This window comes from Cyanobium sp. NS01 (assembly GCF_014280235.1).
Lineage (GTDB): Bacteria > Cyanobacteriota > Cyanobacteriia > PCC-6307 > Cyanobiaceae > NIES-981.
This window is the reverse complement of record NZ_CP047940.1, coordinates 2,645,164-2,665,416: the sequence shown is the minus strand read 5'-3', so window position 1 is coordinate 2,665,416 and position 20,253 is coordinate 2,645,164. Positions and strand designations below refer to the sequence as shown.

19 protein-coding genes and 1 tRNA gene are annotated in these 20,253 nt (G+C 69.3%); 8 read left to right on the top strand and 12 right to left on the bottom strand.

Translation table 11 applies throughout. The features are described 5' to 3' along the window. Positions 1–42 precede the first annotated feature (42 nt). Genes CyaNS01_RS13890 through CyaNS01_RS13880 form a run of 3 tightly spaced genes read left to right on the top strand, consistent with a single transcriptional unit; the run spans position 43 to position 4,933 of the window. A complete protein-coding gene (locus CyaNS01_RS13890; RefSeq protein ID WP_186697722.1) occupies positions 43–762 on the top strand; it encodes a peptidylprolyl isomerase in 720 nt (239 codons plus the stop codon). Beyond that, complete coding sequence (locus CyaNS01_RS13885) at positions 762–3,725, top strand: ABC transporter transmembrane domain-containing protein (protein WP_186697720.1); 2,964 nt, start codon at positions 762–764, stop codon at positions 3,723–3,725. Before CyaNS01_RS13890 ends, CyaNS01_RS13885 begins: the two co-directional genes overlap by 1 nt. After that, complete coding sequence (locus tag CyaNS01_RS13880; protein WP_370561606.1) at positions 3,722–4,933, top strand: HlyD family secretion protein; 1,212 nt, start codon at positions 3,722–3,724, stop codon at positions 4,931–4,933. The genes CyaNS01_RS13885 and CyaNS01_RS13880 overlap by 4 nt, the downstream gene beginning before the upstream one ends. A 31-nt stretch (positions 4,934–4,964) precedes the next feature. Here CyaNS01_RS13880 and CyaNS01_RS13875 read toward each other — a convergent pair whose 3' ends face one another. The 4 genes from CyaNS01_RS13875 to aspS form a co-directional block, all read right to left on the bottom strand. Further along, complete coding sequence (locus tag CyaNS01_RS13875) at positions 4,965–6,647, bottom strand: CTP synthase (RefSeq protein ID WP_186697718.1); 1,683 nt, start codon at positions 6,645–6,647, stop codon at positions 4,965–4,967. 95 nt (positions 6,648–6,742) lie between these two features. Further along, positions 6,743–7,228: a Dps family protein gene (locus CyaNS01_RS13870; protein ID WP_186697716.1), complete on the bottom strand. Its 486-nt coding sequence runs from the start codon at positions 7,226–7,228 to the stop codon at positions 6,743–6,745. 57 nt (positions 7,229–7,285) lie between these two features. After that, the gene (locus CyaNS01_RS13865) at positions 7,286–8,272 is read right to left on the bottom strand and encodes an RNA polymerase sigma factor, RpoD/SigA family (RefSeq protein WP_186697715.1); all 987 of its coding nucleotides are present in this window, start codon (positions 8,270–8,272) and stop codon (positions 7,286–7,288) included. Positions 8,273–8,354: 82 nt separating this feature from the next. After that, on the bottom strand, positions 8,355–10,190 hold the full coding sequence (gene aspS, locus CyaNS01_RS13860) for an aspartate--tRNA ligase (RefSeq protein WP_186697713.1): 1,836 nt from the start codon (positions 10,188–10,190) through the stop codon (positions 8,355–8,357). 117 nt (positions 10,191–10,307) lie between these two features. Here aspS and CyaNS01_RS13855 point away from each other — a divergent pair, with 117 nt between their 5' ends. Beyond that, positions 10,308–10,529, top strand: a complete 222-nt coding sequence (locus CyaNS01_RS13855) for a hypothetical protein (protein WP_186697711.1) — start codon at positions 10,308–10,310, stop codon at positions 10,527–10,529. On the opposite strand, the gene gcvT is transcribed toward CyaNS01_RS13855, so the two are convergent. Further along, positions 10,526–11,632 (bottom strand): glycine cleavage system aminomethyltransferase GcvT, encoded by a 1,107-nt coding sequence (gcvT, locus tag CyaNS01_RS13850; RefSeq protein ID WP_186697709.1) that lies wholly within the window; start codon positions 11,630–11,632, stop codon positions 10,526–10,528. The genes CyaNS01_RS13855 and gcvT overlap by 4 nt on opposite strands. Before the next feature lie 639 nt (positions 11,633–12,271). On the opposite strand from gcvT, the gene CyaNS01_RS13845 reads away from it, so the two are divergent. Continuing rightward, positions 12,272–12,670 (top strand): cyclic nucleotide-binding domain-containing protein, encoded by a 399-nt coding sequence (locus CyaNS01_RS13845; protein ID WP_225875697.1) that lies wholly within the window; start codon positions 12,272–12,274, stop codon positions 12,668–12,670. On the opposite strand, the gene speB is transcribed toward CyaNS01_RS13845, so the two are convergent. Together speB and speE are read right to left on the bottom strand one after the other, a co-directional pair. Then, positions 12,664–13,527: an agmatinase gene (speB, locus tag CyaNS01_RS13840; protein ID WP_186697707.1), complete on the bottom strand. Its 864-nt coding sequence runs from the start codon at positions 13,525–13,527 to the stop codon at positions 12,664–12,666. The genes CyaNS01_RS13845 and speB overlap by 7 nt on opposite strands. A gap of 11 nt (positions 13,528–13,538) precedes the next feature. Continuing rightward, positions 13,539–14,390 carry a polyamine aminopropyltransferase gene (speE, locus tag CyaNS01_RS13835; protein ID WP_186697706.1) on the bottom strand — a complete coding sequence of 284 codons (852 nt, stop codon included), beginning with the start codon at positions 14,388–14,390 and terminating at the stop codon, positions 13,539–13,541. A gap of 76 nt (positions 14,391–14,466) precedes the next feature. Here speE and arfB point away from each other — a divergent pair, with 76 nt between their 5' ends. Continuing rightward, on the top strand, positions 14,467–14,919 hold the full coding sequence (gene arfB, locus CyaNS01_RS13830) for an alternative ribosome rescue aminoacyl-tRNA hydrolase ArfB (protein WP_186697704.1): 453 nt from the start codon (positions 14,467–14,469) through the stop codon (positions 14,917–14,919). On the opposite strand, the gene mazG is transcribed toward arfB, so the two are convergent. Genes mazG through CyaNS01_RS13815 form a run of 3 tightly spaced genes read right to left on the bottom strand, consistent with a single transcriptional unit; the run spans position 14,876 to position 17,309 of the window. Next, the gene (gene mazG, locus CyaNS01_RS13825) at positions 14,876–15,745 is read right to left on the bottom strand and encodes a nucleoside triphosphate pyrophosphohydrolase (protein WP_186697702.1); all 870 of its coding nucleotides are present in this window, start codon (positions 15,743–15,745) and stop codon (positions 14,876–14,878) included. The genes arfB and mazG overlap by 44 nt on opposite strands. A 41-nt stretch (positions 15,746–15,786) precedes the next feature. After that, complete coding sequence (locus tag CyaNS01_RS13820) at positions 15,787–16,287, bottom strand: DUF2227 family putative metal-binding protein (RefSeq protein ID WP_186697700.1); 501 nt, start codon at positions 16,285–16,287, stop codon at positions 15,787–15,789. Then, positions 16,287–17,309, bottom strand: coding sequence for a lysophospholipid acyltransferase family protein (locus tag CyaNS01_RS13815; RefSeq protein ID WP_186697698.1), 1,023 nt, complete (start codon positions 17,307–17,309; stop codon positions 16,287–16,289). The genes CyaNS01_RS13820 and CyaNS01_RS13815 overlap by 1 nt, the downstream gene beginning before the upstream one ends. Here CyaNS01_RS13815 and CyaNS01_RS13810 point away from each other — a divergent pair. Together CyaNS01_RS13810 and CyaNS01_RS13805 are read left to right on the top strand one after the other, a co-directional pair. Continuing rightward, positions 17,310–17,381: transfer RNA gene (locus tag CyaNS01_RS13810), tRNA-Val, on the top strand. 158 nt (positions 17,382–17,539) lie between these two features. Continuing rightward, positions 17,540–18,748, top strand: coding sequence for a hypothetical protein (locus tag CyaNS01_RS13805; RefSeq protein WP_186697695.1), 1,209 nt, complete (start codon positions 17,540–17,542; stop codon positions 18,746–18,748). 33 nt (positions 18,749–18,781) lie between these two features. Here the strand turns inward: CyaNS01_RS13805 and CyaNS01_RS13800 are convergent, their stop codons facing one another. Both CyaNS01_RS13800 and CyaNS01_RS13795 read right to left on the bottom strand, forming a co-directional pair. Beyond that, positions 18,782–19,723 (bottom strand): S1C family serine protease, encoded by a 942-nt coding sequence (locus CyaNS01_RS13800; RefSeq protein ID WP_186697693.1) that lies wholly within the window; start codon positions 19,721–19,723, stop codon positions 18,782–18,784. A 146-nt stretch (positions 19,724–19,869) separates the two neighbouring features. Beyond that, the gene (locus CyaNS01_RS13795) at positions 19,870–20,229 is read right to left on the bottom strand and encodes a DUF4258 domain-containing protein (RefSeq protein ID WP_186697691.1); all 360 of its coding nucleotides are present in this window, start codon (positions 20,227–20,229) and stop codon (positions 19,870–19,872) included. Between the last annotated feature and the right edge of the window lie 24 nt (positions 20,230–20,253).

Below are 20,253 nucleotides of genomic sequence, written 5' to 3'. Positions count from 1 at the left end.
GCGGTCGTTCAGCATGCGGCGAGGTTTGCAAGGCCTGGGTCGATGAGCTCACCGGATCTGCCCACGCTGGCGCGCTACGGCCTGCTGCGACCCTTCCTGCGCCAGCAGCTGCTGGAGGAGCTCCTGGCTCCGATCCAGCTCAATGAAGAGGAACAGGAAGCCGCTCTGGCCCAGTTCCGCCAGGACAATGGCATTGATGATGACAGCCAGCTGCTGGAGCTGAAACAGGCCCTGCTGCTCACTGATTCCGACCTGGACTACCAGGCCCATTTCCCGGTGAAGGTGTGGAAATACTCCGTGGAGCACTTCTCCTCCAAGGCGGAATCGCGCTTTCTGGCCAACAAGGCCGACCTCGACCAGGTGGTGTACAGCCTGTTGCGCACGGCGAACCCAAACCTGGCCCGTGAGCTGTTTCTGCAGATCAGTGAAGGCGAATCGAGCTTTGATCAGCTCGCCGCCAGCCATGCTGAAGGCCCGGAGCGCGCCACCCGCGGCATCGTGGGTCCGGTGCCACTGGCCCAGGCCCATCCCGAACTGATGCAGCGTCTGCGCACGGCCAGGCCGGGAGTGGTGCTCGAACCGTTCCCGATCGGCGAGTGGTGGCTGCTGGTGAGGCTGGAGTCTCTGGAGCCAGCCAGTTTTGACGACGAAGTGGCTGACGCCATGATTCAGGAGCTGCTGGACGAGTGGCTGGAGGAGGAGGTTGACGTGCGGTTGGCCCGGTTGCGCGAGACGCCCCGACAGGCTGCAGTGGTGGGCTGATGACCACCAGCTCCCAGGGATTACGGCTCGAGCGGCACTCGGCCTTCGCGGGCCTCTCCGAGGCCGCGATCGCCCATCTCCAGGACAGCTGCCAGCGGCGCCGCTTTTCCCTGGGGGAGCCCCTCAGCCACGACAGCCTGATCCCCGCCGAGGTGCTGCTGGTGCTGGAGGGCACGGCCCGGCTGCTGGTGCGCGATCAGGGAGCCCTGCGCAGTGCCGCCCGGCTCGGGCCCGGCAGCCTGGTGGGGCTGGCCTCGCTGCTGCGGGCCGCTCCCTGCGAGGAGGTGAGTGCCGCCTCCGTGGTGGAGGCCCTGGTGCTTCCCGATCAGCTGGTGCTGCAGCTCCTGGCTGAGCAGCCGAGTTTTGCCGCCTGGTGTGCCTCGGAGCTGTTCACAGCGGAATTGCTCGATCTGCTGGCCGGTTTGCTGGAGCGTCAGTCCCGTGGGGAGGCCTCGCTGCTGGAGCTCCATGGCCAGGTGGCGCCGGAGGCCATGCTGGTGGCTCCCGAGGCGGACGCCCTGGCCGCACTGCCCCCGGGGATGGTGCTGTTCGCCGCCAGCTCCAACCTGCCCGGCCAGGCCCTGGGCTCTCGCCTGGACCCCCAGCTGGGTGTGCCCGAGCCGCGGCCACCCCTGCCGCCCCGGTTGATCGCCCTGCCGGAGGCGCTGGTGGCGAGCCTGGCGGATCCGCTCCCTGTCGTTGCGGAACTGGAGGACGCCGAGGCTGAGCCTGGGCCGCAGGGCTCCTCCGCCCTGGTGCCCTTGGGCGCGGGCGAGGGCCCCCAGGCCAGCCGCCTCGACCTGGGGCAGCAGCCCAGGCCGGAGCTGCGCCTGCTGCGGGGCAGCGGCCCCCTGGAGGAAACCCTCGCCTGCTTCCAGATGCTGGCGATGGAGCTGCGGCTGCCCTTCCGGCGCGACTCGATCGAGAAGATCCTGCGGGATGTGCTGCGCCGCGGCCAGACCCCGGATCTGCAGCTGTGCGGCAACATCGGCGCCCTGATGGGGCTGCACGTGAGTGGCGTGCGGGTGCCGGCCTCCCAGGGCACACGGCTGCAGGTGCCGGCCCTGGTGCCCTGGAAGGGGGGCTTTGCCCTGGTGCGGGCTTCCGACGCCCGGGGTCTGGTGCTCGCCTCACCCCGGGATGGCTGGGTGGAAGTGATGCCTGCGGAGATGGAAGCGGCCTTCCCGGAGGGCATTGAGCTGCTGCTGATGGAGCGCAGCAACAGCACCCCCGATCAGCGCTTCAACTTCAACTGGTTCTGGCCCTCCCTGAAGCGCTACCGCGGCCTGCTGCTGCAGGTGCTGGTGGCCTCCTTCGTGGTGCAGCTGTTCAGCCTCGCCAATCCGCTGCTGATCCAGGTGATCATCGACAAGGTGATTGCCCAGCGCAGCCTCGACACGCTGCAGGTGCTCGGCATAGCGCTGGTGGTGGTGACGCTGATGGAGGGGCTGATCGGCGCCCTGCGCACGTTCCTGTTCACCGAAACCACCAACCGCATCGACCTGCGGCTCGGCGCCGAGGTGATTGATCACCTGCTGCGCCTGCCGCTGGGCTATTTCGACCGGCGCCCGGTGGGCGAGCTGGGCACCCGGGTGGCCGAGCTCGAGAACATCCGCGAATTCCTTACCGGCCAGGCCCTCACCACCCTGCTGGACACCGCCTTTTCGGTGATCTACATCGTGGTGATGGTGTTCTACAGCTGGCTGCTGACGCTGATCGCCCTCTGTGTGCTGCCGATTCAGATCGGTCTCACGGTGCTGGGGGCGCCCCTGTTCCGGCGCCAGTACCGCCAGGCGGCCGAGGAGAATGCCCGTACCCAGAGTCACCTGGTGGAGGTGCTCACCGGCATTCAGACGGTGAAGGCTCAGAACGTGGAGATGATCAGCCGCTGGAAGTGGCAGGACCTCTACTCCCGTTACATCGCCCGCAGCTTCGAGAAGACGATCACCGGCACCGCCCTGGTGGAAACCTCCCAGGTGCTGCAGAAGCTCTCCCAGCTGTTGGTGCTCTGGGTGGGGGCCAGCCTGGTGCTCAAGGGTGAGATGAGCCTGGGCCAGTTGATCGCCTTCCGCATCATTTCCGGCTATGTCACCCAGCCATTGCTGCGCCTTTCCTCGATCTGGCAGAACATCCAGGAGCTGAAGGTGTCCTTTGAGCGTCTGGCCGATGTGGTGGACACTCCGGAGGAATCCAACGAGGCCGACAAGCAGAAGATCCCCCTGCCGCCGATTGACGGGGATGTGGCCTTCCGCGATGTGACGTTCAGCTTCGAACCCGGCTCGCCGCCGGTGCTGCGCCACGTGGATCTGCAGATTGCCGCCGGCACCTTCGTGGGGGTGGTGGGCCAGAGCGGCAGCGGCAAGAGCACCCTGATGAAGCTGCTGACCCGGCTCTACGCCCCCAACGAGGGCAAGATCCTGATCGACGGCTACGACATCGACAAGGTGGAGCTCTACTCGCTGCGCCGCCAGATCGGCATCGTGCCCCAGGAGCCCCTGCTGTTCAGCGGTTCCGTGGCTGAGAACATCGCCCTCACCGATCCGGATGCCAGCAGTGATGCCATCGTGGAGGCGGCCCGGCTGGCCCGCGCCCACGACTTCATCATGGAGCTGCCGGGCGGCTACAGCGCCAACGTGGGCGAGCGCGGCGCCGGCCTCTCGGGAGGGCAGCGGCAGCGTCTCGCCCTGGCCCGCACCCTGCTGTCGCGCCCGAAGCTGCTGGTGCTCGATGAGGCCACCAGCGCCCTCGACTACGACACCGAGCGGCGCGTCTGCGACAACCTGCTGGAGAACCTGCGCCAGTGCACGGTGTTCTTCATCACCCACCGCCTCTCCACCATCCGCCGGGCAGATCTGATCGTGATGCTCCAGGATGGCGCTGTGGTTGAGACAGGCACCCACGACCAGCTGATCGAGCAGCGTGAGCGCTACTACGCGCTCTACCGCCAGCAGGAGGCCTCGTGACCCCAGAGCACTCCCCTACCCCAACCCCTGCCAAGCCCGCCGATTCGGCCCTGGCGCCACGGGCGTCGTCGCTGATGCGGGCCGGTCAGAACGCCCTGGAACAGCGGGTCAAGAGTGGCCATGAGGGCATGGTGCTGCAGCAGTCGCGCTTCATGGCGCGCGCGATCACCTGGGCCCTGATCGGCACCACGGGTTTTGCCCTGGCCTGGCTGGCCCTGGCCCAGACGGAGGAGGTGGTGATCGCCGCAGGCAAGCTCCAGCCCATCGGCGATGTGCAGACGGTGCAGATGCCGGTGGGTGGCGTGCTCGACACCATGCTCGTGAAGGAGGGGGAGCGGGTGACCAAGGGCCAGGTGCTGCTGCGCCTCGATAACGAAACCACCTTGGACCGCCGCGACGGCCTGCTCGACTCAATCCGCTCGAAGGAACAGCAGTTCGCCCTCAAGCAGCTTGAGCTGCAGCGCTATCTCGCCCTCAACGACACCGAGCAGCAGGTGCTGGGGCGGAACCTTGAGCTCCAACAGCAGGTGCTGGCCCGGCTGGAGTCGCTCCAGGCCGTGGGCGCGGTGCCCGAACTGGAATACCTGCAGCAGCGCAACCAGACCCGCGAAGTGGAGGGCGACCTGGAGAAGACCAAGGTGGATCGTCTGCGCCAGGTGGCCATCCTCCAGCAGGCCGTGTCAGAGCTGGAGGTGGAACTCTCTGAGCTGCGCAGCCGGCTGACGGAATCGAAGGTGAACATCCGCTATCAGGACGTGCGCTCGCCGGTGGATGGGGTGGTGTTTGACCTCAAGCCCACGGGCCCGGGCTTCGTGGCCCAGGGCAGCGAGCCGGTGATGAAGATCGTGCCCCTCGATGAACTCGAGGCCAAGGTGGAGATCGACAGTGCTGACATCGGCTTCGTGCGGGTGGGCAAGCCGGTGGACATCAGCATCGATTCCTTTCCCTCCTCGGATTTCGGTGTGCTGAACGGCACCCTGGCCTCGATCGGCTCCGATGCCCTGCCGCCGGAAGAGCAAAAGCCCAACTACCGCTTCCCGGCGGTGATCAAGCTCCAGGACCAGAAGCTGCAGCTGAACTCCGGCAGTGAACTGCCGCTGCAGGTGGGGATGTCACTGACGGCCAACATCAAGCTGCGCAAGGTCACCTACCTGCAGCTGCTGCTGGGCGAGTTCAAGGACAAGACCGACTCCCTCAAGCGCCTCTGACCCTTCGGCCCGGGTCAACGCTCTTGTCCGCTCAGGAGGCCACGGGTGTCTCCAGACGGGCTGCAGCTGGCTCGGACTCCTGACGGGTGTGCTTCAGCTGGGCGGCCTCCACCAGGCCGCGGAAGAGGGGATGGGGCTTGCCGGGCCGGGAGAGAAATTCCGGGTGGTACTGGCAGGCGGTGAAGAAGGGGTGGTCCTCCAGTTCGACCAGCTCCACCAGGCGGCCGTCCGGTGAACTGCCACTGATCCTGTAGCCCGAATCGAGGAACAGGTTGCGGTAGGCGTTGTTGAACTCATAGCGGTGGCGGTGTCGCTCGTACACCACCTCCTGGCCGTAGAGACGCTGGCCCATGGTGCCTGGGGTGAGGCGGCAGGGGTAGACGCCCAGGCGCATGGTGCCGCCCAGGTCCACCACGTCCTGCTGCTCCGGCAGCAGGTTGATCACCGGATGGGGGCTGGCGCTGTCGAGCTCGGCGCTGGTGGCGCCGGCCAGGCCGGCGACGTTGCGGGCCCACTCGATCACGGCGCACTGCATGCCGAGGCAGAGCCCCAGGAACGGCACCCGCTGCTCCCGGGCCCAGCGGATCGCCGCCACCTTGCCGTCCACCCCCCGGTGCCCGAAGCCCCCCGGCACCACCACCGCATCCATGCCGGCGAGCAGGGTGGCCGCGCCGCGCTCCTCGATCTGCTCAGCGCAGATCCAGTGCAGATCCAGGGAGGCATCGCACTCCAGGCAGGCGTGGCGCAGGGCCTCCACCACCGAGAGGTAGGCGTCGTTGAGCTGCACATACTTGCCCACCAGGGCCACCTTCACGGCGGGGCCCGGATGGCGCAGCTTGGTCACCAGCTCCTGCCAGCGGGCCATGTCGCTGTCGTGGTCTGACAGGCCGAGCACGTCGAGCACCTCACGGCAGAGACCCTCCTGCTCCATCGCCAGCGGCACCGCGTAGATGCTGTCGGCATCGAGGGCCTGGATCACCGCCCGCTCCGGCACGCCGCAGAAACCGCCGATCTTGGCCTTGAGGTCGGGGCTGATGGCGCGGTCGCTGCGGCACACCAGCAGATCGGGCTGGATGCCGATCGAGCGCAGCTCCTTCACCGAGTGCTGGGTGGGCTTGGTCTTGAGTTCGCCCGAGGTGCCGATGTAGGGCAGCAGCGTGACATGCACGTAGGCCATGTCCTGGCGCCCTACGTCGCCCCGGAACTCGCGGATGGCCTCCAGGAAGGGCAGGGATTCGATGTCGCCCACGGTGCCGCCGATCTCACCGATCACCACGTCGGCGCCGCTGTTGGCCGCCACCCGGTGGATGCGCTCGCGGATCTCGCGGGTGATGTGGGGGATCACCTGCACCGTGCCGCCGTTGTAGTCGCCGCGGCGTTCCTTGTTGATCACCGCCTGGTAGATGGAGCCGGTGGTCACGCTGTTGAGGCGTGACATGGCCGTGTCGGTGAAGCGTTCGTAGTGGCCGAGGTCGAGGTCGGTCTCGGCGCCGTCCTCGGTGACGAACACCTCACCGTGCTGGTAGGGGCTCATCGTGCCCGGATCCACGTTGAGGTAGGGATCCAGCTTCAGGATCGACACGCTGTAGCCGCGGCTCTTGAGCAGCCGCCCCAGGCTGGCCGCCACGATGCCCTTGCCGATGCTCGACACCACACCGCCCGTCACGAACACGAACTTGGGTGCGTGTCGGGCTGGGTTGGGGGACGGGGGCATGGGGCACCTGACTGACCACCCAATCTACCGAGGCCGTTCCGTTCACCCAGCACCGACCGGCCGGGTTCCGGCGGTCCGATGCCGCACCGGCAGGATCAGTCTTCCAGCAGGCTGCGCAGCATCCAGGCGGTCTTCTCGTGGATCTGCAGCCGCTGGGTGAGCAGGTCGGCGGTGGGCTGGTCGTTGGCCCCATCGGCGATCACGAACACGTCACGGATGGTGCGGGCCACGGCTTCATGGCCCTGCACCAGCTCGCTCACCATGGAGAGGGCGGCGGGTATGCCGTTGCTCTCGGGGATGGAGGAGAGGCCGCCGTAGGTGGAGGCGCCGAAGGGGGCGGGCAGGCCGAGGGCGCGGATGCGTTCGGCGATCACGTCGAGGGCGTTCCAGAGCTCGGTGTACTGCTCCATGAACATCAGGTGCAGGGTGTTGAACATCGGCCCGGTGACGTTCCAGTGGAAGCCATGGGTCTTGGCGTAAAGCACGGTGGTGTCGGCAAGCACGCGACCGAGTCCCTCGGCGATCTCCAGGCGCTGGGCCTCGGGAATGCCGATGTCGATGCGGGGGGAGGTGGCAACCATGGCTGCTTAAGCGAAGTAACTCCGTTTTAGCCCATCGGTGAGCGGAGTGCTCCCAGCTCAGGGGCCGCCGTCGAGGCTGCCGAGGTAGTCGCGCACGCGGCAGCGGTTCTGGGGCTGGCGCAGCTTCAGCAGGGCCCGCGACTCGATCTGCCGCACCCGTTCGCGCGAGAGCTGCAGTTGCTCGCCGATCTCGGCCAGGGTGCGGGGGGTGTCGTCCTCGAGCCCGAAGCGCTGGCGGATCACCGTGGCCTCGCGGCCGCTCAGCTGCTCCAGCAACGCTTCCAGATCGGCGTGCAGCTGCTGGCGGGTAAGGGCCTGCTCCGGGGTGGCGTGGCCGTCTTCCAGCAGATCCACCAGGGGCGTGTCGGCCTGGCCGCCCACCCGACCCTCGAGGGACACGGGCCGCGGGATGTGGGTGAGGGTGCTGCGCAGCCGCGCCACATCGAGGCCCACGGCGTCCGCCAGCTCCTGAAGGCTGGGGGGGCGGCCCAGCTCCAGGGTGAGCTGGTGCTGGCTGGTGCGGATCCTGTTGAGGCTCTCGGTGATGTGCACCGGCAGCCGGATCGTGCGGCTCTGGCTGGCCAGGGCCCGGGTGATGCCCTGGCGGATCCACCAGTAGGCGTAGGTGCTGAAGCGGAAGCCCCGGCGGGGATCAAACCGTTCCACGGCCCGCTCCAGCCCGAGGGTGCCCTCCTGGATCAGATCCAGCAGCTCCAGGCCCCGGCGCTGGTACTTCTTGGCCACGGCCACCACCAGCCGCAGGTTGGCCTGGAGCATGCGCTGCTTGGCGCGGCTGCCGCGGCGCAGGGCCTGGCGCAGAGCGGCGGGGCTGAGCCCGCAGCGCTCGGCCCAGTCCTCAAGGGCACCGTCGCCCTTGTGGCCCAGGAGCTGCTCGCGCTGCTGCACCTGGCGGGCCAGCAGGATTTCCTCCTCCTGGCACAGCAGGCTGACGCGGCCGATCTCCTGCAGGTAGAGCCGGATCGGGTCGGTGGTGGCCTTGGCTTGGGTCAAGGACGGCGCTCGGATCCCCATCACCGTTGTCATGGGGGCGGCCTGGCTGCAGGATTCGGCTGCTTTGCTTCCGATTTGCGGCCCCGCAGCCCGGATCAGCACGCCGCCAGCTGGATCAGCCCGCCGCCGCGGCCTCCTCCTCCACCCAGGTGCTGGCCACGTGCAGCTCCTGCAGCTGCTGTTCGGCCACCCCGGCGGGCGCCTGGGTCATCAGGCAGCGGGCCTGCTGGGTTTTCGGGAAGGCGATGGTGTCGCGGATCGACTCCTCCCCCGCCAGCAGCATCACGATGCGGTCGATGCCGTAGGCCAGGCCTCCGTGGGGCGGGGCGCCCAGGTCGAGGGCCTCCATCAGGAAGCCGAACTGGCGCTCGGCCTCCTCCAGGGGCAGGCCGATCGTCTGCAGCACCTGGCGCTGCAGGGCCGAATCGTGGATGCGCAGGGAGCCGCCGCCCAGCTCCAGGCCATTGAGCACCAGGTCGTAGGCCTGGGCGCGGGCGCCGGGCAGGGTGGTGGCCCAGGCGGCGGGGTCGTCGCCGAGGTCGGCGCTGTTGGGGGCGCAGAAGGGATGGTGCAGGGCTTCGAGGCGGTTCTCAGCGGCGTTGAACGCGAACATCGGGAAATCCACCACCCAGAGGAAGTTCCAGCTGCTGTTGTCCCGCTCGGCCGGCACCAGCTCCAGCTCGCGGGCCAGGAACTGGCGCACGCGATCGAGGGCCTTGTTCACCGTGGCCGTGTCGCCGGCGCCGAACAGGATGAGGCTGCCGGGTTCCGCACCGGTGCGCTGCAGCAGCTCGGCCTTCTTGTCCTCGCTGAGGTTGTCCTTGATGGCGCCGATGGAGTCGATCTCGCCGCCGTCGCGCACGCGGATGAAGGCCAGGCCGCCGGCGCCGGCCTTCTGGGCTTCGCTGAACACATCGCCGCCCGGCTTGATGCGCACGTTGCTGATGGCGTCATTGCCGCCGGGCACGGCGATGCACTTCACGGCGCCGCCAGCGGCCACGGCGCCGGAGAACACCTTGAAGCCCATGTCGGCCACCAGATCGCTCACGTTGGTGAGCTCCATGCCGTAGCGGGTGTCGGGCCGGTCGGTGCCGTAGCGCTCCATGGCCTCGTGCCAGCTGAGGCGCGGGAAGGGCCGGGGCAGCTCGACGCCCTTGACGGCCTGCCAGATGGCGCTGATCAGGGCCTCGTTGAGCTCCAGGATCTGCTCCTGGCCCATGAAGCTCATCTCGATGTCCAGCTGGGTGAATTCCGGCTGGCGGTCGGCGCGCAGGTCTTCGTCGCGGAAGCAGCGGGCCACCTGGTAGTAGCGCTCGATGCCGCCCACCATCAGCAGCTGCTTGAACAGCTGGGGCGACTGGGGCAGGGCGAACCACTCGCCGCCGCACACCCGTGACGGCACCAGGTAGTCGCGGGCCCCTTCCGGGGTGGAGCGGGTGAGCACCGGCGTTTCCACCTCGATGAAGCCCTGCTCCTCCAGGAAGCGGCGGGCGGCCTGGATCGTGCGGGCGCGCAGGCGCAGGTTGCCGTTCATGCGCTCGCGGCGCAGGTCGAGGTAGCGGTGGCGCAGGCGCAGCTCCTCGCGGGTGTTCTCCTCGTCGTGCACCGACACGGGGAAGGGCAGGTTGGCCTTGACGCTGTTGAGCACGGTGATGGCGCCTGCCAGCACCTCCACCGCGCCGGTGGCCAGTTTGGTGTTGACCGATTCGGGCGGCCGCTGCCGCACCCGGCCGCTCACCTGGATCACGGTTTCGTTGCGCAGGTGCTCGGCCGCGGCGAAGGCCTCAGCCCCCTGGTCGGGGTCCACCGTGATCTGCACCGTGCCGCTGCGGTCGCGCAGGTCGATGAAGATCACACCGCCGTGGTCGCGGCGCCGGTCCACCCAGCCGCAGAGCTGCACCTCCTGGCCGCTGACGTTCTGGAGCAGGTCGCCGCACCCGTGGCTGCGCATGCCGAAGATCCCTGAGCAATCGGCGATTTTCCCATCCGGTGGGGCGGCCCCTGGTCTGCAGCAGCCGGGGCCGCCCGGATGGGGCAGCATGCAGGCGGCTCGCTGCGTTGCTGCTCCATGCACTTTTCCGGTTCGCTGGATGCGCTCAAGGCCCACGTGGCTGCCCTGGAACTCCCTGGCCACTGGAGCCACGAGGGGGTGTTTGAGGTGTTTCGGCTCGAGGCCGGCGAGATGATCAACTTCTGGCCTGGCTCCGGCGAACTGCAGGTGAAGGGCCACCCCGAGCGCTCCGCCGCTCTGCTGGCCCAGCTCACCAGCCAGTTCGGCAGCGGCGCCTAGCGCCGGTAGAAGGGCCGCTTCACCACCAGGGCCGGTTCGGCCTTGCCGCGGATCTCCACGGCCAGCTCGGTGCCGGGGCGGGCGGCATCCGTGGGCACGTAGGCCAGGGCGATCGCTTCGCCCAGGCTGGGCGACCAGGTGCCGCTGGTGACCTCCCCCACCGGCTCGCCATCCCGCAGCACCGGGTAGCCGTGGCGGGCGATGGCACGGCCCTGCAGCTTCAGGCCCACCAGGCGGCGGCTCACCCCGGCGGCGCTCTGGCGCTCCAGCGCCTCGCGGCCCACGAAGGGTTTCGGCATCTCCAGGTGCACGAGCCAGCCCAGGCCGGCCTCCAGGGGGCTGGTGGCGCTGTCCATCTCCTGGCCGTAGAGGTGCATGGCGGCCTCCAGCCGCAGGGTGTCGCGGGCGCCGAGGCCACAGGGGGTGACGCCGCTCTCGACCAGCTGCTGCCAGAGGGCCGGGCCGACCTCGCCGGGCACCAGCAGCTCGAAGCCGTCTTCGCCGGTGTAGCCGGTGCGGCCCACGAAGGCGGTGCAGCCCGCCAGGGTCAGTTCCCGGTGGCCGAAGCGGGGCAGGCTGTCCAGGCTGGTGCCGCTCAGGGCCTCCAGGCGCGCCTGGGCCTCCGGGCCCTGCAGGGCCAGCAGCACGCCGTCGCCCTTGCGGTCGGTGATGCTGATGCCCTGGGGTTCGAGCTGGCTGCGGATCCAGGCGGTGTCCTCAGCGGCGCAGGCGGCGTTGATCACCAGCACCAACTCATCGCAGGTCTCAGCGGCGGCGTCAGCCTGTCGGCCCCGGTCGTAGACGATCAGGTCGTCGCGGATGCCGCCTGTCTGGTTGAGCAGCACCGTGTAGCAGGCCTCGCCGGGACCGATGCGGAACAGGTCGGTGGGCACGAGGCCCTGCAGGGCATCCTTGGCGTCGTCACCGCGCAGGGTGAGCACCCCCATGTGGGAAATGTCGAACACTCCGCAGTGCTGCCGCACCGCCTGGTGTTCGGCCACCAGGCCCGAGAACTGCACGGGCATCTCCCAGCCGGCGAAGGGCACCAGCCGCCCCCCCGCAGCCTGAATCACGGCGTGAAGAGGGGTGCGCAGCAGGTCCACCAGGAGCACAGCGGGGCCTTGAGGTTATGGCCGCACTCCAGCAGCCTGGCTGTGGCGCAGCCCAGCTCCGAAGACAATCCGGAGATTCGGGTTTCAACCCGGCCTTCCAGGCCCAATCTCCCTACTTTGGGTCCCTCAAGAAATCTTGCTTGATGGGTCATCGCCCCAGCTGCCGCAGTTGCCGCCATTGCGCCTCCTCTCCGGGAGCCGCTGCGGGCTGGTGCCATCTGAGGCGTCTGGCGATCCATTCCGCTCACTCCTCCGAGCTGTGGTGCCACCACTGGACGGCGCGGCCACCGCGGCTGCCCCTCGGCGACCCTCAGGATCCACAAGCCGATTCGAACGCCGGGCTTGCCTCGCCCGACCAGACCCTGGCCTCTGTGACAGGCCAGACTCAGCCTGGCCGCAGCGAAGGCGTCCTCGCCAGGACGGATGAGTCAGTTGCTGATCACGCCGTGTTCGGCGGGCCATCGATGTTCGGCGGCAGCCAGCAGCTGAGCCTGGAGGCGTTGCTGCCACACTATTGAACGAAATCGAAAGATCGTTCAGCAGAGCACATCTGGCTGTCTTCGACACCCCTTGATGGCAGGGAGACGATCAAAATAGGTTGATTCACTCTGCTACCCGCTGGCCACGCCGTTGATCGCTACCGCTCCTCAAACCGCCCCGATTGCCCTGATGGCGGCCCATGCCGACTGTGAGGTGGTGACCCTGCCCACGGGAGCCAAGGTGTACGGCGCCGGGGCGCCGGCCGATTCCATCTATGGCGTGCGCCGCGGCATCGTGGAGGTGCAGGGCCCATCCGGAGAGCGGCTCAGCTACCGGCCGGGGGAGATGTTCAGCTACCAGGACATCGTGTGGGGCGACGGTATCCACCGCAGTGACGCCCTGGCCCGCACGCCGGTGGAAATCCTGCGGCTGGACCGCCTCGGCTTCCTCAACCTGCTGCACAACCACCCCACCCTGGCGGTGCAGCTGATCGGCCAGCAGCACCAGCGCCTGCGCGAGCAGCGCACCAGCGGCACCTGCTGCTACTGAGCACCCAGCAGCAGCAGCAGGCTGCGGGTCACCTTGGCGGCCAGCACGCTGCTGACGCCGCTGGGATCGAGCTGGGGGGCCAGTTCCACCACGTCGGCGCCCACCAGCTGGTGCTGGCGCAGCTCCTCCACCAGGGCAGCGAAATCGGGCCAGTGGAAGCCGCCCGGTTCGGGGGTGCCGGTGCCGGCCATCACCGCCGGATCAAACCAGTCGAGGTCCACGGTGAGGTAGAGGGGCCGGCCGCGCAGGGGCCGCAGGGCCTCGGCCATCCGCTCGATCGCCACCAGCCGGCCGCTGCTGCTGAGCTCCCTGAACTCCTCCCGCGTGCCGCTGCGGATGGCGATCTGCAGCAGCTGGCCGCTGGGCAGCACCTCCAGGCAGCGGCGCATGGCGCAGGCATGGCTGTGGCGGGCGCCCAGCCACTCCTGGCGCAGGTCGGCGTGGGCATCGAGCTGCACCAGGGCCAGCTCTGGATGCCGCTGGGCCACGGCCGCCACGGCGCCCGAGCTGATCGAGTGCTCACCGCCCAGCATCAGGGGTTTGAGCCCCAGCTCGAGCACGGCTTGCGTGGCCCGGCGCACGGCGGCCACCACCGGCTCGGGGTTGCCGAAGGGAATCTCCACAGCCCCCAGATCGGCGAAGGCTAGATCCTCCAGATCCAGGTGAAGCTGGGGGCAATAGGTTTCGAGGCCGCTGCTCACCTCCCGGATCGCCGCCGGCCCGAAGCGGGTGCCGGGGCGGAACGAGGTGGTGCCGTCGTAGGGCACCCCGAACAGGCCGACGCGGCAGCCGGCTGGATCGCGGCGGCTCGCCATGTAGATGGCGCCGTCGGTGTCAAACAGGGGGAGGGAGGCCATGGCGGTGGGATTCAGGCGTTGAGGGCCCGCTCGATCGCCGCTGGCACCGCCTCGAAGGCGCCGCGCTGCCAGCGGGGGCTCCAGATCTCACAGCCATCGACCACGGCCGCGGCGCGGGCGGGATCCGGCTGCAGATAACGACGGCCGTCGATGGCGGCAAAGGTCCAGCTCCACCAGCCGCTCGGGTACATCGGCACCCAGCCATAGAGGGGATCGGCATGGCCGAACACCTGGCGCAGCACCTGCACCATCTCCAGGTGCACCGCGCGGAAGGCCTCCGGCGATTCGCTCTGGGTGGCGAACACGCCCCCGGGCCTGAGGATGCGGCGGCAGTGCTGGAAGAAGGCGCGGTTGAACAGTCCCTCGGCCGGGCCGGCGGGGTCGGAGCCATCCACGATCACCACGTCGTAGCTGGCGTCCGGGGCGGCTGCGGCCCAGGCGATGCCATCGCCCACCGTGAGCTGGAAGCGGGGGTCATCCCAGCAGCCACCGCCGAGGCTGGGCAGGTGCTCGCGGCTCCAGGCCACCACCTGGCCATCGATCTCCACCATGTCGAGCTGGCCTACGCCGGGGTGGCGCAGGCACTCGCGGGCGGTGCCGCCGTCGCCGCCGCCGATCACCAGCACCCGTTCGAGGTTGCTGGCTCCGCAGAGGGCCGGATGCACCAGGGCTTCGTGGTAGTGCCGTTCCTGGCGCTCGGCCGTCATCCAGCAGCCATCGAGCAGCAGGCCCTTGCCGTAGCGCTCGCTCTCGATGATCGTGATGCGCTGGTAGGGCGAATCGGTTTCGGCGATCACCCGGCCGGCCAGGCCATAGCGCACACCGTCGTAGACCTCATCGATCCAGCCGGGGGAGGGGGCCATGGGGGCAGGGCGTGCTGCGGAAAGCTGATCCGTACGCTTGCACAGCGCGCTTCCAGGCCCGTGGCAGGCTCAGACCATGGCCAGCGACCTGCCCGGCGGTGATCTGCGCGTGACGCCGGCGGTGCTGATTCCGGCGGCGGAGCTGCGCTGGCGCTTCTCGCGCTCCTCGGGCCCGGGGGGACAGAACGTGAACACCACCGATTCGCGGGTGGAGCTGGTGTTCGATCTGGCGGCCTCCCAGGCGCTGCCGGCGGCGCTGCGGGCGCGGGCGCTGCGGCGGCTGGAGGGACGGCTGGTGGAGGGTGCCCTGGTGGTGGCGGCCAGTGAGCACCGCTCCCAGTGGCAGAACCGGGTGGCGGCCCAGCGGCGCCTGGTGGCGCAGTTGCAGGAGGCGCTGCGGCCGCCGCCGCCGCCCCGGCGCCCCACCCGGCCCAGCCGCGGCTCGGTGGAGCGGCGCCTGGCGGCGAAGAAGCAGCGGGGCGCGATCAAGCTGCGGCGCCAGGGCCGCCCGAACCTGCCGGATGAGTAGCTGAGGCCGCCTGGGCGGCTGCCGCCTCGGCCCGGATCGCCGCCTTGGCCTGCTGCCACAGCCCCTCCAGTTCGCGGATGGTGCGCCCGCCGAGGTCGCCGCCGAGGGCGGCTTCCACGCGGGAGAAACGGTCCAGGAAGCGGTGGTTGGTGCCGGCCAGGCCGGTTTCCGGGTCGATGCCGCACCAGCGGGCCACGTTCACCAGGGTGAACAGCACATCGCCCAGCTCCTCCTGGGCATGGGCCCGGTCGCCGCTGGCCACGGCTTGCTTGAGCTCGTCGAGCTCCTCGTGCACCTTCTCCCACACGCCGCTGAGGTCGTCCCACTCGAAGCCGGCGGCGGCGGCCTGGCGGGAGATGGCCATGGCGCCGGCCAGGGCCGGCTGGCTGCGCACCTTGGGGCCGAGCCGCTCGCTCACCGGGCTGGCCGACTGCTGCGGCCGTTCGGCGGCCTTGATCGCCGCCCAGCTGGCCCGCACGGAGGCGCTGTCTTTGGCTTCGGCGCCGGCGAACACGTGGGGGTGGCGGCGGATCAGCTTGGCGCTGAGGCCCCGGGCGATCGCCTCCAGATCAAATCGCCCCGCCTCCCTGGCGATCTGGGCGTGCAGCACCACCTGCAGCAGCAGGTCGCCCAGCTCCTCGCTGAGGTGGTCGTCATCGCCGTGGCGGATGGCATCGGCCACCTCGTGGGCCTCCTCCAGCACGTAGGGCAGCAGGGAGGTGTGGGTCTGCTCCAGGTCCCAGGGGCAGCCGCCGGCGGGATCCCGCAGCCGCGCCACCACGGCGATCAGTTCGGCCAGGGCGTTGAGGCTGGGATCGGCGGGCATCGGCCAGGGCCTCGGCAAGGGGACAGGGGGCCGCCCGGGCCTCAGCGGCGGCGGCGGCGGCGCAGCGGCCGGGGCAGCCGCGGCATCGGGTCGCCATCCTGGATCAGGTGCAGCCAGCTGCTGGCCTCCAGGGCCACCAGGGCACACACCAGCAGGGGCCGCTGCCCGCGCCAGAGCCCCCCGGCCCAGCCCAGCAGCTCCGCGGGCGAGGGCGCCCCGAACGGGCTGAGCAGGGCGGTCAGGCCCAGGGCCAGCAGGGCCAGGTAGGCCAGGCGGCCGGCCGTTCCCAGCAGCGGACTGTGGGAGAGCATCGAGCGGTGCGCCAGCCCCTTGCGGTAGGGCCACCAGAGCAGCTTCAGGGGGCCCCAGCGGCGGGTGGCGTTGGAGCGGGTGTCGAGGTCGGGGGAGAGCAGCAGGCCGCCCATCAGGAAGCTGAGCCCGGCGGTGCCCAGCCCCGCCAGGCCCAGGGCCGGCGCCCACAGCAGCGCGAAGGGCAGGGCCAGCAGCCAGGTGGCGCGGTCGTGGCTGCGGCCGCTGGCCATCAGGGCTTCAGGGCCCGGGCCGCCGGTGGCGGCAGCTGGCGCAGCCGGCCGCCACTGCCATCGCCGGGCCGCCAGCGGCGGTTGATCCAGTAGTACTGCTCGGCGTAGGCCTGGATCCAGGGCTCGTGCCAGCGGCTCAGGGCCTGGGCCTGGGCGGCCAGGGCCTCGGGCCCCTGCCCCGGACGCAGCGCTGGGCCGCAGATCAGCCGGAAGCGGCCGTCGTCGTCGCGCACGTGGGCCACGGGGAACAGGGGCGCGCCGGTTTTCTGGGAGAGGCTCACCGGGCCGGTGGCAAAGCGGGTGGCCAGGCCCAGCACGTCCACCTGCCATGGACTGCGCTGGCTGTAGAGATCGGTCATCACCACGAGGCCGCAGCCATCCCGCAGGCTCTGCAGGATGCCGCGGGCATCGAACTGGGAGATCCAGCGGCAGCGGCTGTTGGCACTGCGGGCGGCGTTGAGCAGGGCGTCGGCGTGGGGGTTGTGGGCGGGCCTGTAGATCACGGCCAGGTTGTTGAGCCGCTCACTGAGCCAGCGCAGGGCCAGATCCCAGCAGCCCAGATGCAGTGAGCCCACGATCAGGGCCTCGCCGCGCTGATGGGTGGCCAGCAGCTCCGAGAGCCCCTCGCCCTCGGCCGTGATGCGCTCGGGGTTCACCGGCTGGATGATCGATTCCAGGCAGGAGAGAAAGAAGCTCTGCAGCGAGCGGGCCGCCAGCCGTTGCCGCTCGGCCCTGCTCAGCTGGCTGCCGTAGACGCGCTCGAGGTTGGCGTTGGCCGTCTGCAGCCGGGGCGCCAGCGCGGGCGCGGCCACGCCGCAGGCGATTCGGATGCCGCGCCGCATGGTGCCGTGGCGGCGCCCCTGCAGCAGGGCCAGCAACAGCCGCACCAGCAGGGCTTCCAGACGCCAGCGCAGCCGCTGAAGGCGGGAGGGCGGCCGTCGCCGCCGCCGCCGGCGAGGCCCCCCTGACGGGGCTGCGGGCGCTCCGGAGAGCCGGCCGAGTTGCGGTAGCGTCGTGCCCACGCGCGATTAGCTCAGCGGTAGAGCGCCTGCCTTACAAGCAGGATGTCGCTGGTTCGAACCCGGCATCGCGCATTGGAAAAAGCCTTGCTGCAGCTGGGTTCTTCAAGGTTTGGGGTGAGTGCCGCTCCCGCATTGGTGCGCATGCAAGGGCGGTTCTGCGCACGATTCTGCGCAAGACTGGAACCCTTGCGCAGGCAGTCCCAGCCATGGTTTCCCGAACGCCGAAGTGGGTGAGCGAGCTGCGCGGCACCATCAAGCGAGAGCACGGCTTTGGCTGGAGTGTTCGCGACATTCACGGGAAGGTCCAGCTGACGCAGCGGCTTGAGGATGGCACGCGCACCAGTGTGACGCTTGACCTCAGCTGGGATGCGAGCTGTGTCACCGCGCTGCTGCTGCTGCTTCAACAGATCCGCGGCTGCATGGATGCCCAGCAGATGGGCCTGAGGGAGGCGTACCAGCTGTTCCGTCGGGCTGATCCAGCCAAGCCCTCCAGGGTGAACTGGGACGGGCTTGTGGCCAGCTTCCAGGCCCACAAGACCTCGCATACAGGTGCCGTGAAGCCGAGCACGTTCAACGCGGCTTACGCGCCGGTCATGCGCCAGGTGCTGGAGGTGATGCAATCCCGCCCTGCGCCGATGAATGGGCGTGATCTGCTGGCCGCTTTGCGGGATCGATGCGGTGGGGCACCTGGGAGCCGGGCCCGCAAGTTGCGCATCCAGTACGCCGCTCAGCTGCTGCGCTACGCGGTAGAGCAGCAAGGTGGCCCCGATCGCTGGCTGCCGCCGGCGGATCTGATTCCCTTCATCGGCAAGCCCTTGGCCGAGGACGGAGGCCACGAGGCAACGCCCATTAAGGATGAACAGCTGATCCGGCTGCTCGCGGCCATCCCTGATCCCCGCTGGCGGCTGGCGATTGGGTTGCTGGGCTGCTTTGGGTTGCGACCCGTGGAGTTGCGTTACTGCCGGGTCAGCGGCGACAAGTTGCAGGTGGAGTACCAGAAGCGCACCGCCCGGGGAATGACCAAGGCGGGTTTGGTAGAAGGCCTTGATCCGCAGGGCCTTGATGGTGAGAGTCGCAGGCTGTTGAACCGACTGGCCGCGGCAGAGATCCCCCTGCCTCCCCTGGGTGCTGCAGATGGAGATGCGGCGCAGAGCGTTCGGCAGTACCTCAACCGTCGTCCGTTCTGGAACGTCCTGAGGGCGGAGGTGGCGGCCAGAGGCGGGAAGCTCGCGTCCTATTCCTTCCGACACGGCTACGCCTTGCGCGCCCATGAGCTTTATGGGCACAGCCCAAGAATTACTGCGGCGTTGATGCGCCACTCCCTGGAGACCCACCACCGCCACTACGGAGCCTGGACGGATGGAGAAACGCTTGAGGTTGCGCTGGAGCGGGGCCGTCAGCACAGGGCGGTCATCTGCGCTGGGGCTACGGCCGTGTAGGCCCGTGCAGCCCTGAATTGAAACGCCCCCCGATCAGCCACGCCGGAACGCGAACACCCCACCGGCGACGTTGACGCGCACGTCGCCGTCCGCATCGATGGCCCAGCGCCCGACGTACCGCCTGCCGTCCAGGAAGACCTCGGCGGAGTCGTCATCCCACATCACGACGCTGCGGGTGGGGCCGCCCCGTTCCATCACGTCGAACACCTCGTGGCCGTTGGCATTGATGCGTCGCTCCACCCGGCACAAGCCCGGGCTGAGCTCGGTGGCGCCGCGCTCCATCTGGAACCAGCAGCTGGCTTCGGCGGTGGGCTCCGGGGCCGGGGCGGCGCGGTTGGCGATGGGTGGTGCCTCGGTGGAGCGGGGCTGCGGTGGATTGCCCAGAAACTCCTCCAAGAGGCTGCTGGTGATGGCGAAGTTGAGTCCTTCGCTGTCCGGCACCTTGAACGTGGCCATCCCCACGACACAGCCGGTGCGGTCCAGAACCGGACCACCGGAATTGCCCGGGTTGATGGCCGCATCGATCTGCAGCAGCTGGCCCTGCTCCCGCACGCTGCTCACCACCCCGCGGCTGAGGCTGAAGTCCAGGCCCTGGGGGGCGCCAATGGCAACGATGTCACTGCCGACGTTCACGCCTGAACGCTTCAGGGGAAGCACGCGCCCCCGCTGCCCCCTTACCTCCAGCAAGGCCAGATCGTTCAGCGGCGAGCTGCCGCCTGCAGAGGCCAGTACCGCGGCCACATCCTGGCTGCCATCCGCCCAGTGGATCGTCGCCGTCTCAGAGCGGCCCACCACATGGGCATTGGTGAGCAGCAGGGTGTTGCCACCCTGGTGGCGCACCACAAAGCCGCTGCCGAGGCTGCCCGGGGTTTTGACCACAGCGACACCGGGCTTGGCCTGGCTGAACAGGGCTTCCGGTGCATAGCTCTGGTTCGTGCACGGGGCCGCCGCTGGCGCCGGAATCGTCGACGCCACGGGTGATGTCCTGGCGCTTTGCTGGGGCGGGTTCGCGGGCGTGCAACCCAGCACGCTGATCAACGGCAGCACAGCGGCCGCGGCCGCTGTCAACGGGAGCAGGGGGTTGCGCATGACCCCATGAATGGTGGCATGGGCCATGGGGATCAGTGTCGCCTCAGGCCGTAGTTCCACTTGCAGGTTTTCAGGAGCACCACGTCGCCCCCGTCATTGAGGGAGCGCACGCGACGGCCGACCAGCTGGAGACCGTTGAGGTCTTGTTCGTAGCGGGCGTAGGGCGAGTGGCGCAGCTCCCGGGAGATCAGGGTCCAGCGCTCAACGCTGTGGTGGTTGTCATGGCGGCCGTAGGTCAGGGCGATGCGGATCTTGGTGAGGGAGATCCCGCGCTGCTGGCAGCGGCGTTCGGCGTGATTCGCATCACTGGGGGTGCCGATCAACAGCACCCGGGGTGCATGCCGCAGCTGCGGGTCGGTGGCGGCGAGGTGATCGAGGCGTTGTTGGCTCATGGTGGCTCTGGGGATGGACAACGT